Here is a 14,169-nt window from a genome sequence, read left to right as displayed (position 1 = left end):
ACTGGTCGTTGACGCAGCTACGCTGCCCGCTTGCCGGTGACGGCCTCGCGCAGACCTTCGAGCAGGCCTTCGAGTTTCGCCATCCGCTCGCGCAACTGGCCGATCTGTTCGCCCGTCTCCTTACCCTGGGCGTCGATGCGCTCGCGGAGGTCCTTGCCCTGGGCGTCGATGCGCTCGCGGAGGTCCTTGCCCTGGGAATCAATCCGGTTGTCCACGTGCTCTCGGAACAACCGCATCTCGCTTCGGAGGCTCCGAAACGCCGTGCCGATCGCGACGAGGATCGCGATGGCGGCCCCGACGACTGTCCAGGCGGTGGCGTCCATGTCTCATCTTACCGCGTGCGACAACCATGAACTGAGCGCGCGGGTTTGCACCAGCAGGCCCCTGTCACCATCGGCTTCGCCCGTCTCCCGGCTGAAGGCGAATCGGATGGTCACGCCGGAAATCCGGCAGCCGCCGCGAGGCAACGTGCTCTGCGTCTTCCGGCTCCCTGAGACGGCGTAGCGCCGTGAGAGTGATCATTACAGCGATGGCCGTGCTTGGCGTCCTTGCGACAGTCGTCGCAGTGCCGGCTGCCGGGCAACAGGAGCGGTGGGAGGCGATCGAGCTTCCAGTCGATGGCGGCAGGGAGTTCCGGCTCCGCAACGACGAGGGTGCCGCTATCAGCGGAAGATTGCGGTCCAGGCGATCACGGATCGGGTATTCCGAATTGCCAACGGCAGGAAATCGCGGCCCCGGCCACTGGCAATGCGGAGTGCCCGATCACCGACCGGTTGGACAGCGATGTTCCGCTGCGGACCCGGAATGCCACGCACCGTGATGCGTTGCGTCGGTTCAATTGGCTCGGCAAACTCGAAGCCCGCGCCGACGGCCTGGCCCATGCACTGGAGACTGCCGGGTGCATCGGGTTGACAGATGTCAATCTACGGCAGGGCGTAGGCCACAAGCGAGCCGGGGAAGCCGGTCTGGATGCTGCCGATCTGCACGACGATGTACTGCTTCCCCTCGTGCAGGTAGGTCATCATGCCGTACTGCCCGGGCGCCGGGAGCTCGACGCTGCCGAGGACCTCGCCGGTGCGCTTGTCGCGGCCGTGCAGCAGCAGCGGGGCGTCCGGCACGATCTGCCGCGTCCCCTCGCTGAGCGCGCGGGTCTGCACCAGCAGGTCGCCGGTGACCATCTGGATGGAGAAGCCGGCGCCCCCCGAGTTCGGGACGTCGAGCCCCGCCAGCCGCGGGTTGTTGCGGATGACCTGCGGCGTTTCGCCCACCGGCAGCGACCACGCCCGCTCGCCGGTGTTCATCTGCACGGCGGAGAGCTGGTTGTCCATCGGCTTGTAGAGACGCAGGCCGTCGATGGTGGGCAGACCCGTCACCGAGACGAACGACTCCTGTTCGGGGGTGGGCCGACGGAAGCCGCCCGGCAGCCACGCGACGACCGTCGTGCCGGTCGTGGGCGTCGAATTGGGCGTGGCGCCCCCGGGGCCGGGCCGCGCGTAGTCGGGGTTGTCCTGATCGACGCCGCCGGTGGGTCGCATGAACGACGGGGCGCTGCACGTCCGGCGGTGCGAGTTGAACATCAGGCCGGTGGCAGGGTCCGCGACCGGCGGGTGCGGAATGATGTTGCCGCCGCCGCGGCAGCCCACGTTGTTGAAGAAGTCGTTCGTGTGATTCTCCGGGAGCGCCGGGACGTAGAGCCCGCCGATGCGGTAGTGGCTCAGGATATCCAGCGCCCGCTGCTTGAGCTCCGGGGTGAAGTCGATGACGAACTCCTCGGTCAGCCCGTCCCGGACGATGGGATCGAGCGGCTCGGGCCGGGTCGGGTACGGCTGCCGGGGCGACGTGTAGTTGCCGGGCACCTCCGTCTGGATGACCTCCCGGTCCTCGATGGGCCAGATCGGCTCGCCGGTCTCCCGGTTGAAAGCGAAGACGAGCCCCTGCTTCGTGTTCTGGATCAGCGCCGGGATGCGCTCGCCGTCCACCGTCAGGTCCATCAGGATGGGCGCGGTCGGCAGGTCGTAGTTCCACTGATCGCTGCGGTGGATCTGGAAGTGCCAGCGCCGCTCCCCCGTCCTGACGTCGAGCGCGAGGACGCAGCCGCCGAACAGGTTGTCGCCCGGCCGGTGGCCGGCGTAGCTCTGCACGGTCGACGCGTTCGTCACCAGGTACACCAGCCCGAGCTCCGGGTCGGCGGAAGCCGGCGCCCACGTCGACATGTCGCCCGACCACTGCCAGGCGTCGTTGTGCCACGTCTCGTGCCCGAACTCGCCGGGACGCGGGATCATGTGGAACTTCCAGAGGAACTCGCCGGTGGCGGCGTCGAAGCCCATGACGTCGCCGGGGACGTTCTCGATGCGGGTCTGCCCGTAGCTCGGCTGGTGCCCGACGAGCACCACGACCACCCCGTTGACGACGATAGGCGGTGCGGAGCTCGTGACCATGCCCAGCTCGCGGGGGATGCCGTAGCCCGGGTCGTAGCTGGCGGCGCGGTCCAGCCAGCGTCCCCAGTCCTCGACGAGCGGCGGAATCAGGTCGAGGCCGCCGGACTGCGGGAAGCCGTCGAGCGGGATCGGGCTGCCCCAGTTCTCCAGCGGACGGCCGGTCTCGGCGTCGAGCGCCCAGAGGAAGAAGGCGGGGCTGGTGACGAAGATCACCCCGCGGCCGTTGACCTCCGCGTAGGCCACCCCCTTGCCATAGGCCTGCCGGGGCGAGCGCAGGTGGCGGACCGACTCCGGCTCGCGGAACGTCCAGAGCGTCTCGCCCGTGCCTGGGTCGATAGCCACCACCTGCCGGCGGGGCGAGGACACGGTGTAGACGACGCCGTCGACGTAGATCGGCGTGGAGCGGTTGAAGTAGTCGATGTTGGGCCCGAAGTTGTCCCCCCGCCAGATCCAGGCCACCTCCAGGTCGGAGAAGTTGCCGCCGTCGATCTGGTCCAGGGCCGACGAGCGGGTGTGCCCGGCGTCGCCGCCGAGGTAGCGCCACTCGCCGTTCTCGGTGCCGGTCAGGCGCTGGGCGGACGCATCCGGGACGGCCAGCAGCGCGATGGCGAAGGCGACGAAGACGGTGAACGTCCGAAATCGGAATAGTCCAGGCATGATGGTTCCATTCTAACGGTGCGCTTCACCGGACTCGAACCCACCGCATCGATTCCATTCGACGTTCAAAACCGGGGCGCGCACGGATCCCGACCGGGCGGTATCCCGACGCCGGGGCGCGCCACTACGAGGTCAGACTCTCCAACCGCAGCAACCGGATGACCGGCTCGGCGGCGGCGCGCGAGGCGGCCAGGTCCACCTCGATCTCCGCCACCCAGTCGTTGTGTCCCTCGGTGTCCACGAGCATCTGTTCGACCCGCCACGTGGCGCCGTCATCGGAGGGCTGCGTGTAGGTGTGCCGGCGGTTGCGGCCCTCGGGGTCCAGGCGCAGGCCGCCGTTCTCAGCCGTGAACGCTTCCCGCGCCCCCGCCAGCCGCTCGGCGGTCCAGGAACGCCCGTCCCGGTCGTTCTCCGAATCGAGTATCTCCAGCGCCGCCGCGTCGTCGCCGATCGACCAGGCGCGCAACAGGGCGAACACCCGCGTACGGATCGCGGCGGTGAAGGCGCGCTCGTCGCGCGTGACGTCGGCCGGCTCGTCACGGCCGGGGACGGCCGGTTCGGACTCGTCCGTGGGCACCGACTGGAAGTCGGGATCGCGCATCCGCTCCCATTCCTCGAGCAGACTCGAATCCACCCGGCGCACCAGGTCCCGCAGATACAGCTCCATCTCCACGACCTCGTCGGTCTTCGTCCCGTCCGGCACGGTCTGCCGGAGCACCTTGTAGACGCTGGAGAGGTGCCGCAGCAGCAACCCCTCCATCCGTTCGAGGCCGTACTCGCGGACGTAGTCGGAGAACGAGAGGAAGGTCTCGAACATCTCCCGCGCAATGGATTTGGGCCGCACGTTCTCCTCGCCGACCCACGGGTGCCGGTCGGCGAAGTCGTTGAAGGTCTCGTAGACGAAGTCGGCGAGCGGCTTGGGATGCTCGAGCTTCTCCAGCTCTTCCATGCGCTCCTCGTAGTCGAGGCCCTCCGCCTTCATCTCGGCCACCGCCTCGCCCTTCAGCTTGTCGAGCTGCCGGCGCAGGATGGCGTCCGGGTTCTCCAGGATGCTCTCGACCAGGGTGAGCAGATCGAGCCCGTGGGACTCGACGTCGGGATCGAGCAACGGGATCGCCTCGATGAGATAGAGCGACAGCGCCTGGTCCATCGAGAAGTCGTCCTGCAGGTCGACGTTCACCCGCACCCGTGAACCGTCGGGCGTGCGCGGCACGATCTCGACGACCCCGCGCGCCACCAGCGACCGGAAGAGCTGCCAGCCGCGGCGCCGGTGCGCACGCTTCGCGGCGTCGGATTCGTGGCTGTCGCGTACGAGCCGCCGCATCGCGAGGCAGCCGTCGCCGCGGCGCGACAGCACGTTGAGCAGCATCCCGTGCGAGACGGCGAAGCGTGACTTGAGCCGTTCCGGTCGGGCGCGGACGAGCCGCTCGAACGTGGCCCGGTCCCAGGGAGCGAAGTTGCGCGGCGGCTGGCGGCGGACGACCTTCTTCCCGGCCTTCGCCTTCGCGGCCAGCCGCCGGTTCTCGATGACGTGCTCGGGGGCCTGCGCCACCACGTAGCCGCGCTCGTCGAAGCCCTTGCGCCCGGCGCGGCCCGCGATCTGGTGGAAGTCGCGGGCCGAGAGCACCGCCGTCTTCTCGCCGTCGTACTTCGACAGGCGGCTGAAAAGCACGGTGCGGATGGGAACGTTGACGCCGACCCCCAGCGTGTCGGTGCCGCAGATGACCTTCAGCAGGCCCCGCTGGGCGAGCTGCTCGGCGAGCACGCGGTAGCGCGGCAGCAGGCCCGCGTGGTGGATACCGATGCCGTGCTTCAACCAGGTGCGGACGCGGGGACCGTAGGGCGTCGAGAAGCGCACGTCCGCGATGGCGGCGCCCAGCGCCTGCTTCTCGGGACGCGTCGCTATCTGCAGGCTGGTGAAGCTCTGGGCGCTCGCCGCGGCGTCCTTCTGGGTGAAGTGGACGACGTAGACCGGGACGCGGTCCGCCTCCACCAACCGTTCCACGGCGTGGGCGAGCGGGTCCTCGGAGTAGGCGTACTCCAGCGGCACCGGCCGCTCGCTCGACGTGACGGTCACCGTCTCCCGGCCGGTGCGCCGGGTGAGCTCCTGCTCGAAAAACGTCACGTCGCCCAGCGTCGCCGACATCAGCAGGAAACGCGTCTGCGGCAAGGTCAGCAGCGGCGCCTGCCAGGCCACGCCGCGGTCCCGGTCGGCGTACCAGTGGAACTCGTCCATCACCACGTCGTCCACCGGCGCGTGCTCTCCTTCGCGCAGCGCCATGTTGGCCAGGATCTCGGCCGTGCAGCACAGCAGCGGGGCGTCGCGGTTGACGGTGGCGTCGCCGGTGGCCAGGCCCACGTTGTCGGGGCCGAACTCGCGACACAGCGCCATCCACTTCTCGTTGACCAGCGCCTTGATGGGACACGTGTAGACCGAGCGCCGACCGCGGGCGAGCGACGCGAAGTGCAGCGCGAACGCGGCCAGCGACTTGCCCGAGCCGGTCGGGGTGTTCAGGATGACGTGCCGATCCTCGAGGAGCGCCAGGATCGCCTCCTCCTGGGCGGGATACAGCGTCAGGCCCAACCGGTCGACGTAGTCGAGAAAGCGGTCCAGCAGATCGTCGCTGGACGCCTCGCCGGCCGGCAGCAGGTCGAACAGGGGTGCGGCCATGCCGGAGATTGTCGCGCGTCGGCGTCCGTTGCCGCCAGCGCGCCGGCGCCGCGCGCACACTCACGCCAGCTCGGCGATGACCGGGGCGTGATCGGATGCGATCAGCCCGTCCTTCTTCTTGCGGTAGTCGCGGTCGATCTCGACCCGCCGCAGGCGGGACACCACGCCCGCCGTGCCCAGCAGCACGTCGATGCGCAGGCCGAGGTTGCGGTGGAAGGCGCCGCCGCGGTAGTCCCACCAGGAGAACGCCCGCGTATCCGGCAGGTGATGGCGAAACAGGTCGGTGAACCCCCAGTCGAGCAGTCCGCGGACGCGCGCCCGCTCGGCGTCGGTGTGATGGATGCTCCCGTGAAGCGCCGCCTCGTCCCAACTGTCGATCGCGGCCGGCACGACGTTGAAGTCGCCGCACAGCACGGTCGGCCGCCGCGGATCGTGTTGCTCGCCGAAGTGGCGCCGCAGACTCTCGAACCAGGCCAGCTTGCGGGGGTAGTCGGCGTGGTCGACCGACTTGCCGTTCGGGCAGTAGACGGTCGTGAAGGACAGGTCGCCGGCCTGGGCGGTGAGGAGCCGCGCGCCCAGTTCCTCCTGCCCCGGCAACCCGCGACACACGACGCGGACCGGTTCGCGCGACAGGATCGCCACACCGTTCCACGCCTTCTGGCCGTATGGCTCGGCGCGGTAGCCGGCGTCCTCGAACGCCTGCCGCGGGAACTCGTCGTCCGTCAGCTTCAATTCCTGGATGCCGACCAGGTCGGGCCGGCGCGCATCCAGCCAGTGCCGCACGAAATCCAGCCGGGCCCGCAATCCGTTGACGTTCCACGTGGCGATCGTCATGACGTGACCTGGATCGGCGCGTCGCCGGGCGTGACGCGAACTTATGCCGGGGCGTTCATCGAAGTGCCGATCGTAGCTGACGATCGTCCGCACCTCCGTGCGGAGCATGACGGCAGCGTGGATCGCATCGCGCGGCGGCACGGTCGCGTGGACCCCGGCCGGACGGAAATCCGCGGTGCCGGTCGTCCTCCGACAGCGGCCTCTCCAGCCGGCTACGGATCACGCCGGGCGAGCGATTCAAATGCGGTGGCGATCAGCTTGATGTCGTCCCGCAGGCTCTCCGTGACCACGTCGAAGTGGGTTCGAATGCGCTCCTCCGACTCCGTGACGCGCGCCAGGACTCCCGTCCGCAGATCCCGGAGTTCCACCTTCGTCGCCAGCGGCTCGACTGCGGCATCGATGGCCGCCCGCAACTCCGCCTTCGTCGCCAGCGGCTCGACTGCAGCATCGATGGCCGCCCGCAACTCCGCCTTCGTCGCCAGCGGCTCGACCGCAGCATCGATGGCCGCCCGCAACTCCGCCTTCGTCGCCAGCGGCTCGACCGCGGCATCGATGGCCGCCCGCAGCTCCGCCTTCGTCGCCAGCGGCTCGACTGCGGCATCGATGGCCACCCGCAGCTCCGCCTTCGTCGCCAGCGGCTCGACTGCGGCATCGATGGCCGCCCGCAGCTCCGCTTTCGTCGCCAGCGGCTCGACTGCCGCCTGCAGGTCGCCCTTCGTTACCAGGGTTGGCAGAATCTGCTCGATCCTGTCGACCCGACCCTCGACGTTGTCGAAACGCTGCTCCATCTGCTTCACGAGCATGGCCGCCCCTCCCTTCAGGAACGACGGCGGCCGGCCGGAAGCCGCACGGCTGGCCAGCCGCATCGTAGCACCGATTGGGTGCAATCGCGATGCCGGAAGCGGGCCGCGCGTAGTAGTATGGGCGACCATCAGGGACAAGCATGATGCGGGCAGAAATCTCGCTCGTCCGACGGCTGGCGCCTTCGCTTCTTGCTGTCGGTCTCGGGGTCGCCCTTCAGGCTCCCCGTGCCGCGGCCCAGGAGGCCCTGCTCGCCGACGCCGTGCAACGCGGCGAGACGCCGACCGTGCGGTCGCTCCTCGCGCAGGACGCGGACGTCAACGCGACGCAGGGTGACGGTGCGACAGCCCTGCACTGGGCGGCGTACCGGAACGATCCCGAGACGACCGCGGCACTGATTCGCGCCGGGGCCGACGTCCAGGCGGCGAACGACTTCGGCGTGACGCCACTGGCCCTCGCCGCGCGCAACGGCAACGCGGAAGTCATCGCGCAGTTGCTGGCCGCCGGGGTCGACCCGAACGATCCCCGGCAGGCGGTGAACGCCGGCGAGACGCCGCTCATGCTCGCGGCGCGGGCCGGACAGGTCGATGCCGTGCAGGTGCTGGCGGACACCGGCGCCGACGTGAACGCGCGGGAGACCTGGAACGGCCAGACGGCCCTCATGTGGGCGGGGGCAGAGGCCCACGTCCCGGTCGTCGAGACCCTGATTGCCCTCGGCGCCGACATCCGCGCGCGCTCCAACAGCGGTGCGACGCCGCTCCTGTTCGCCGTTCGCAAGGGCAGCATCGGCGCGGTCCGCGCCCTGCTCGCGGCGGGGGCCGACGTGAACGAGTCGCGTCCCGACGGCGCCACTCCCCTGCTCGTGGCGGTGGTGAACGGGCACGAGAACCTCGTGGACCTGTTGCTCGCGGCGGGCGCCGACCCCAACGCCGAGGGCGGCTCCACGCGGCTGACCGTGCAGGGCATGCGTGCCGAAGCAATGCCGCTGGTGATCCGCAAGCTCGGGTACAGCGAGCGCGAGTCCGAGGGCATCGTCCGCGGCAACATCTTCGGCCGGCCGCTGCAGGCGGCGGTGCACGTGGCGAACTGGCACATCAGCGACCAGTTCATCGTGGTGAACCTGGACCGGCTGCGCGTCCTGCGCTCGCTGCTGGCCTACGGGGCGGACGTCAACGGCCGCAACTCGATGGAGGAACCGCGCTGGTCGGGGGCGCGGTACCGCCGGCACATGACCGGCGCCACGGCGTTCATGCTGGCCGCCAAGTCCGCCGACGTCGAGGTGCTGCGCCTGCTGCTGGAGTACGGCGCCGACCCGACCATCAACACCGAGGACGACATCACGCCGCTGATGGCGGCGGCAGGCATTTCCTGGGCGTCGAACCAGGACCGCGCCAGCGAGGCGCAGGTGCTGGAAGCCGTGCAACTCCTCGTCGAGGAGCTGGGCGCCGACGTCAACGACGTCAACGACGTCGGCGAGACGGCGATGCACGCGGCGGCGTACAGGGGCGCGAACAGCGTGGTGCAGTACCTGTTCGACAAGGGGGCCGAGCTGGACGTGGTGGCCCTGGACGGCCGCACGCCGTTGCAGGTCGCGGACGGGGTGGAGTACGGCAACTCGTTCGCCGCGCATCCCCACACCGCGGTGCTGCTGCGGGAGCTCGGCGCCAGTGAGATCGAGTGTCCGGCGCCCTGCGCGGCCGCCATACCGGAGGAGTTGCTGAAGCGATGACGGGCCTGAACGCGGCGGCGGCGACGCGTCGACTCCGGCAACTGTCTCCGGTGCTCGTGCTGGGCCTGGCAGGCGGTCTCGCCGCCATCGCCTACGACGTCCCGTTGCACGCGGCGCCGCAGTCCCGGAGCGTTGCGGAACGGAGCACCGGGGCGCAGACGCCGGCCGCCGAGGCGCGGCAGGCGCCGAGCGCCGGACGCCGGCCAGCTTCAGCTACCGTCACGACGGCGGGCGAGCCGGCTCCCCGCGCCGTCCTGCAGCGCTACTGCTTCGCCTGCCACAACCAGCGCACGCTGACGGCCGGACTCGCTCTCGACGTCCTCGACATGACCCGGGCGGGCGAGCACCCGGAGGTATGGGAAGCGGTTATCCGCAAGCTCCGGACCGGCGCGATGCCCCCGGCCGGACGGCCGCGCCCGGACGCGGCGACCTACGACACCGTGGTGGCGTGGCTGGAGACCGCGCTGGACCGCGCCGCGCTGGACCGCCCCGACCCCGGCCGGCCCACCCTGCATCGCCTGAACCGCACGGAGTACCGCAATGCCATCCGCGACCTGCTCGCGGTCGACATCGATGCGGCGCTGCTGCCCGCCGACAACGCGGCGTACGGCTTCGACAACAACGCCGATGCGCTGACCCTGTCGTCGGCACTCACCGAGCGCTACCTGGGCGCCGCCGCACGGATCGCGGAGACGGCGCTCGGCCGGCCGCGGGGGATGCCCGCGCCGGAGACCTTCTTCGTCCCGACCGACCGCGATCAGGGCACGCGCATCAGCGACGCGCTGCCGTTCGGATCGCGCGGCGGCACCGCCTTCCGCTACTACTTCCCCGCCGACGGCGAATACGAGTTCCAGATGCGGCCGAAGGAGAGCGGCGTCGCCGGCGGTTTCGAAGGAGTAACCGGCGAGCCGCACGAGCTCCACGTGAGCATCGACGGCGAACGGGTCTGGACCGGCATCGTGCAGCGCCCGCCGGGCGTGCGCGGCAACGAGCGCAACCGGTTGATCCTGGAGAGCATGCGATTCGAGGCGCCGGTGTCCGCCGGCTCGCGCCTCGTGCGGGTGTACTTCACCGCCAAGACCTCCGCCTACGTCGAGGACCTGTTCGATCCGGACCTGCGCCGGGACCCGTACCGGGCCCCGAACGGCGAGCCGGTCGTCTCCAGCGTGGCGGTCACCGGGCCGCTTCCCGACACCGCCACCGTAGGAGACTCGCCCAGCCGCCGCAGGCTGCTCGTCTGCACGCCGGCTGCCGCGGCCGAGGAGGAGCCCTGCGCGCGCACCGTGATCTCGACGCTGGCGCGGCGCGCCTGGCGGCGCCCGGTGACCGACGCCGACCTCCGGATCCCGCTCGGCCTGTACCGCGACGGGGCGGCACGGGGCGGCTTCGAGGCGGGTATCGAGTTGGCCGTGCGCGGCATCCTGGTCAGCCCGCGCTTCCTGTTCCGTTTCGAGGACCAGCCGGCCTCCGTCGAGCCCGGTACGCCCTACCCCATATCCGACCTGGAGCTGGCCTCGCGCCTCTCGTTCTTCCTCTGGAGCAGCATCCCGGACGACGAGCTGCTGGATCTGGCCGTCACGGGGAAGCTGCGCGACCCGGACGTGCTGCAGGGGCAGGTGCAGAGGATGCTGGCCGACCCGCGCTCGCAAGCTCTGGTCGACAACTTCGCCGGCCAGTGGCTGCACATCCGCAACGTGGCGGGGTTCCAGCCGAGCCCGGAGCTGCTGTTCCACTTCGACGACAACCTGCGGCAGGCCTTCGAGCAGGAGACCGAGCTGTTCTTCGAGAGCATCATCCGCGAGAACCGCAGCGTGCTCGACCTGCTCGACGCCGACTACACGTTCCTCAACGAGCGGCTCGCCCGACACTACGGCATTCCGGGTGTTCACGGCGAGCGCTTCCGGCGCGTGGCCCTGCCGCCCGACAGCGTGCGCCGCGGGTTGCTCGGGCAGGGCTCGATCCTCACCGGCACGTCGCGCTCGAACCGCACGTCGCCGGTCATCCGCGGCAAGTGGATCATGGAGAACCTCCTGGGCACGCCGCCGCCCCCGCCGCCGCCCGACGTGCCCGACCTCGTCGAGGAGCGCGACCCGCGCAAGGTGCTTCCGATGCGCGAGCAGATGGCGCTGCACCGCGCCAACCCGGTCTGCGCGGCCTGCCACGCCCAGATGGACCAGTTGGGCTTCGCGCTCGAGAACTTCGACGCCATCGGCGAGTGGCGCGACATCTACGCCTCGGGGCTGCCCATCGACGCGTCGGCGGCGTTCCCCGACGGCACCACGTTCGACGGTCCGGCCGAGCTCCGCGCCCTGCTGCTGAGCCACGCCGACGACTTCCTGACGACGGCGGTGGACAGGCTGCTGACGTACGCCCTCGGCCGCGGCCTCGAAGCCACCGACATGCCCACCGTACGGCAGATCATGCGCGACGCGGAGGACGACGACTACCGCTTCGCGGCACTGGTGCGGGGCGTCGTCGAGAGCACCCCGTTCCGGATGCGGACGGCGCAGGACCGCACGAACTGACCGTTCAGCCGGCCATCGAGCGCGCTGGCAAGGAATCGAGAGCGAGAACACGCGGGCGCCAGGAAGGAATCGGAGTTCGAGCGATCAGTTGGACTCGCGGCGATGGTGCATGGCCCGGGCGGCCCACGCGAAACCGAGAAAATAGCGGCTGAGCCCACTGGCCGAATCCGGCCGTACGTCGGGGTCGAAGAACAGGCGGCAGAACTCCTCGCGTGCCCGCAGGATTTCCTGGCAACGGTGGCCCCGCCAGCGGGGGTCGGCCGCGGTCAGATCGAACAGTTCCAGTGCCCGGTCGAGAGCGCCTTCGAACCGAGCGGCCCGGCCGGTCTGGTGAGCCTTGATCGCACGGTCCACCTCGCTGCCCACGTTCCCGAGCTGCTCGACCAGCTCCAGCCGCACCCAGCCCTCGTCGGCAGCTTTCTTGTGCAGGACTCTGGTCACGACGGGTTCTCTCGTTCCGGTGGAACCAGGGATTCGACCACCGCGCGGATGCGAGCCCGAATCTCTTCGTCGTCGACGTCCCGCGAACGGTTGCCCTGGCTCGGGCGCAGGTTGATCAGCGAATCGAACTCGATCCAGTCGGACCCGCTCTCTCCAGGATAGAGGTTGATTCCCCAGAGATCCGCTTGGCGCGATCCATCCGCGAGGAGCGTCGCTTCGTCGTCCGCGTGCAGATCCCCACCGATCGCCATTGTTCCGCGCGACACGTCGACCACGGCCTTGATCCAGTCCCCGAACTGGTCCTCGGCCATGCGCGCCAGGTCGGCACGCGAGATGCGATCCCGAACAATCCGTCCCGTGGTCACCCCGTCCTCACACCTTGCCTCTTGGCTCCGCGCGCGGTGCCGGTCAGGAGAACCGGCCAACGCCCGGGGCCGAACCCCGGCGTTTATTCCACACGGCGTAGCGATCGTCAAGCCACCCCTGTTGTTGCATGGAGGATCGAACGTGCCGGAGGTCTGTGGGCTTTCGATTGGCCGGGCCGTAGCCTTCCAATCAGCCGGCCATGAACCTTGCAATCAGCCGGAGCCGCGGGCGCACGGTTCGCCGGCGGGGTCGTCCTCTACGACGGTGAGACCTGCGCGAGCTTCGGCGACCGCCTCCATGCGGTTCCGATCTCCCGCCTGTGGGCGGGACCGTGATAATCTGACGCAGGATCCACGGGAGAGACGCAATGCTGATCACGAAGCAGGCGCTGCCGAGACGAACCTTCCTGCGCGGCATGGGCGCGACGCTCGCGCTGCCGCTCCTCGACGCGATGGTCCCGGCCATGTCGGCCCGCGCCCCGGGGACGCCGCGGTTCGCGACCGTCTACGTCGGCAACGGCATGAACATGTGGGACTGGACGCCGCCGACCGAGGGCGTCGGGTTCGAGTTCTCCCCCATCCTGCAGCCGCTGGAGCGGTTCCGCAAGCGGACGCTCATCCTGAGCGGGCTGGACAACTACCCGGCGACCGACCAGGGCGACACCGGCGGCCAGCATCCGCGCGCCGCCCCCGCGTTCATGAGCTCGGTGCACCCGAAGCAGACCGAGGGCGCGGACGTGGAGGCGGGCACGACGGTCGACCAGATGATCGCGGAGCTGATCTGCCGCGACTCGAAGCTGCCGTCGCTGGAGGTCTCCGTCGACCGCAACGACGTCGTCGGCGCCTGCGACCACGGCTACGCCTGCGCCTACATGAACTCGCTGTCGTGGAAGACGCCGACCATGCCGCTGCCGGCCGAGACGAACCCCCGGTTCGTGTTCGAGCGGCTCTTCGGCACCGGCGACACCGCCGAGGAACGGCAGTTGCGGGTAGAAGAGGACCGCAGCATCCTCGACGGCCTGACCCGCGAGATCGCGGCCCTGTCGAGCCGGCTCGGCGGGCACGACCGCACCAAGCTCGGCGAGTACCTCGACTCCATCCGCGACGTCGAGCAGCGCATCGCGCGGGCCGAGTCGACCAACACCGACTTCGCGGTCCCCGAGCGCCCCGTGGGCGTGCCGGAGACCTTCCGCGAGTACGCCGAGCTGATGTTCGACCTGCAGGTGCTCGCGTTCCAGGCCGACATCACCCGCGTCACCTCGTTCATGATGGCGCGCGAGAACATCAACCGGTCCTACAACGAGATCGGGCTGCCCGAGGCGCACCACTCCATGTCGCACCACGGGAACAACCCCGACAAGATGAAGGACTTCACGAAGCTGAACACCTACCACGTCGACGCGCTGGCCTACTACCTGGACCGGCTGCAGTCGATCCCCGACGGCGACGGCACGCTGCTCGACGGCACCGTGGTGCTCTACGGCAGCGGCATGAGCGACGGCAACATCCACAACAACTACGACGTCCCGGTGGTCGTTGTAGGCGGACCCGAGCGCGGCCTGCAGGGGAATCGCCACCTCGTGTATCCGAAGGGCACCCCGCTCGCCAACCTGTCGCTCAGCCTGATGGCCAAGTTCGGCGTGCGCGTGGAGCAGTTCGGCGACAGCACGGGGCACCTGCCGCTGCTGTCCGGGGTGTAACGGCTCCC

11 protein-coding genes are annotated in these 14,169 nt (G+C 69.8%); 3 read left to right on the top strand and 8 right to left on the bottom strand.

Going from position 1 to position 14,169, the window contains the following annotated elements:
• Positions 1 to 17: 17 nt before the first annotated feature.
• The 6 genes from F4X11_09720 to F4X11_09695 all read right to left on the bottom strand — a co-directional run bounded on the left by F4X11_09720 (position 18) and on the right by F4X11_09695 (position 7,403).
• Complete coding sequence (locus F4X11_09720) at positions 18 to 323, bottom strand: hypothetical protein (protein MYN65290.1); 306 nt, start codon at positions 321 to 323, stop codon at positions 18 to 20.
• 339 nt (positions 324 to 662) lie between these two features.
• Positions 663 to 881, bottom strand: a complete 219-nt coding sequence (locus F4X11_09715) for a hypothetical protein (protein MYN65289.1) — start codon at positions 879 to 881, stop codon at positions 663 to 665.
• A gap of 42 nt (positions 882 to 923) precedes the next feature.
• Positions 924 to 3,095, bottom strand: coding sequence for a PQQ-binding-like beta-propeller repeat protein (locus tag F4X11_09710; protein MYN65288.1), 2,172 nt, complete (start codon positions 3,093 to 3,095; stop codon positions 924 to 926).
• A gap of 124 nt (positions 3,096 to 3,219) precedes the next feature.
• Entirely contained in the window at positions 3,220 to 5,766 is a 2,547-nt protein-coding gene (locus tag F4X11_09705; GenBank protein ID MYN65287.1) for a DUF3516 domain-containing protein, read from the bottom strand.
• Between the two features lie 60 nt (positions 5,767 to 5,826).
• Positions 5,827 to 6,708 (bottom strand): exodeoxyribonuclease III, encoded by an 882-nt coding sequence (gene xth, locus F4X11_09700; GenBank protein ID MYN65286.1) that lies wholly within the window; start codon positions 6,706 to 6,708, stop codon positions 5,827 to 5,829.
• A 104-nt stretch (positions 6,709 to 6,812) separates the two neighbouring features.
• On the bottom strand, positions 6,813 to 7,403 hold the full coding sequence (locus F4X11_09695; GenBank protein MYN65285.1) for a hypothetical protein: 591 nt from the start codon (positions 7,401 to 7,403) through the stop codon (positions 6,813 to 6,815).
• Positions 7,404 to 7,543: 140 nt separating this feature from the next.
• On the opposite strand from F4X11_09695, the gene F4X11_09690 reads away from it, so the two are divergent.
• Together F4X11_09690 and F4X11_09685 are read left to right on the top strand one after the other, a co-directional pair.
• On the top strand, positions 7,544 to 9,130 hold the full coding sequence (locus F4X11_09690; protein ID MYN65284.1) for a hypothetical protein: 1,587 nt from the start codon (positions 7,544 to 7,546) through the stop codon (positions 9,128 to 9,130).
• Positions 9,127 to 11,655 (top strand): DUF1592 domain-containing protein, encoded by a 2,529-nt coding sequence (locus tag F4X11_09685; protein ID MYN65283.1) that lies wholly within the window; start codon positions 9,127 to 9,129, stop codon positions 11,653 to 11,655. The genes F4X11_09690 and F4X11_09685 overlap by 4 nt, the downstream gene beginning before the upstream one ends.
• Positions 11,656 to 11,739: 84 nt before the next feature.
• On the opposite strand, the gene F4X11_09680 is transcribed toward F4X11_09685, so the two are convergent.
• Together F4X11_09680 and F4X11_09675 are read right to left on the bottom strand one after the other, a co-directional pair.
• On the bottom strand, positions 11,740 to 12,096 hold the full coding sequence (locus F4X11_09680) for a hypothetical protein (GenBank protein ID MYN65282.1): 357 nt from the start codon (positions 12,094 to 12,096) through the stop codon (positions 11,740 to 11,742).
• Complete coding sequence (locus tag F4X11_09675) at positions 12,093 to 12,407, bottom strand: hypothetical protein (protein ID MYN65281.1); 315 nt, start codon at positions 12,405 to 12,407, stop codon at positions 12,093 to 12,095. The genes F4X11_09680 and F4X11_09675 overlap by 4 nt, the downstream gene beginning before the upstream one ends.
• 422 nt (positions 12,408 to 12,829) lie before the next feature.
• Here F4X11_09675 and F4X11_09670 point away from each other — a divergent pair, with 422 nt between their 5' ends.
• A complete protein-coding gene (locus F4X11_09670; GenBank protein MYN65280.1) occupies positions 12,830 to 14,161 on the top strand; it encodes a DUF1552 domain-containing protein in 1,332 nt (443 codons plus the stop codon).
• The last annotated feature ends 8 nt before the right edge of the window (positions 14,162 to 14,169 follow it).

The organism is Acidobacteriota bacterium, from assembly GCA_009861545.1.
Lineage (GTDB): Bacteria > Acidobacteriota > Vicinamibacteria > Vicinamibacterales > UBA8438 > WTFV01.
Note: the sequence above shows the minus strand (reverse complement) of the source record. Positions and strands in the feature narration are given on the sequence as shown.

What these genes read in the sequence shown, in the direction of transcription:
- F4X11_09720 (MYN65290.1), bottom strand. Translation starts at nt 323, where the DNA reads ATGGACGCCACCGCCTGGACAGTCGTCGGGGCCGCCATCGCGATCCTC.
- F4X11_09715 (MYN65289.1), bottom strand. Translation starts at nt 881, where the DNA reads ATGGGCCAGGCCGTCGGCGCGGGCTTCGAGTTTGCCGAGCCAATTGAA.
- F4X11_09710 (MYN65288.1), bottom strand. Translation starts at nt 3,095, where the DNA reads ATGCCTGGACTATTCCGATTTCGGACGTTCACCGTCTTCGTCGCCTTC.
- F4X11_09705 (MYN65287.1), bottom strand. Translation starts at nt 5,766, where the DNA reads ATGGCCGCACCCCTGTTCGACCTGCTGCCGGCCGGCGAGGCGTCCAGC.
- xth (MYN65286.1), bottom strand. Translation starts at nt 6,708, where the DNA reads ATGCTCCGCACGGAGGTGCGGACGATCGTCAGCTACGATCGGCACTTC.
- F4X11_09695 (MYN65285.1), bottom strand. Translation starts at nt 7,403, where the DNA reads ATGCTCGTGAAGCAGATGGAGCAGCGTTTCGACAACGTCGAGGGTCGG.
- F4X11_09690 (MYN65284.1), top strand. Translation starts at nt 7,544, where the DNA reads ATGATGCGGGCAGAAATCTCGCTCGTCCGACGGCTGGCGCCTTCGCTT.
- F4X11_09685 (MYN65283.1), top strand. Translation starts at nt 9,127, where the DNA reads ATGACGGGCCTGAACGCGGCGGCGGCGACGCGTCGACTCCGGCAACTG.
- F4X11_09675 (MYN65281.1), bottom strand. Translation starts at nt 12,407, where the DNA reads ATGGCCGAGGACCAGTTCGGGGACTGGATCAAGGCCGTGGTCGACGTG.
- F4X11_09670 (MYN65280.1), top strand. Translation starts at nt 12,830, where the DNA reads ATGCTGATCACGAAGCAGGCGCTGCCGAGACGAACCTTCCTGCGCGGC.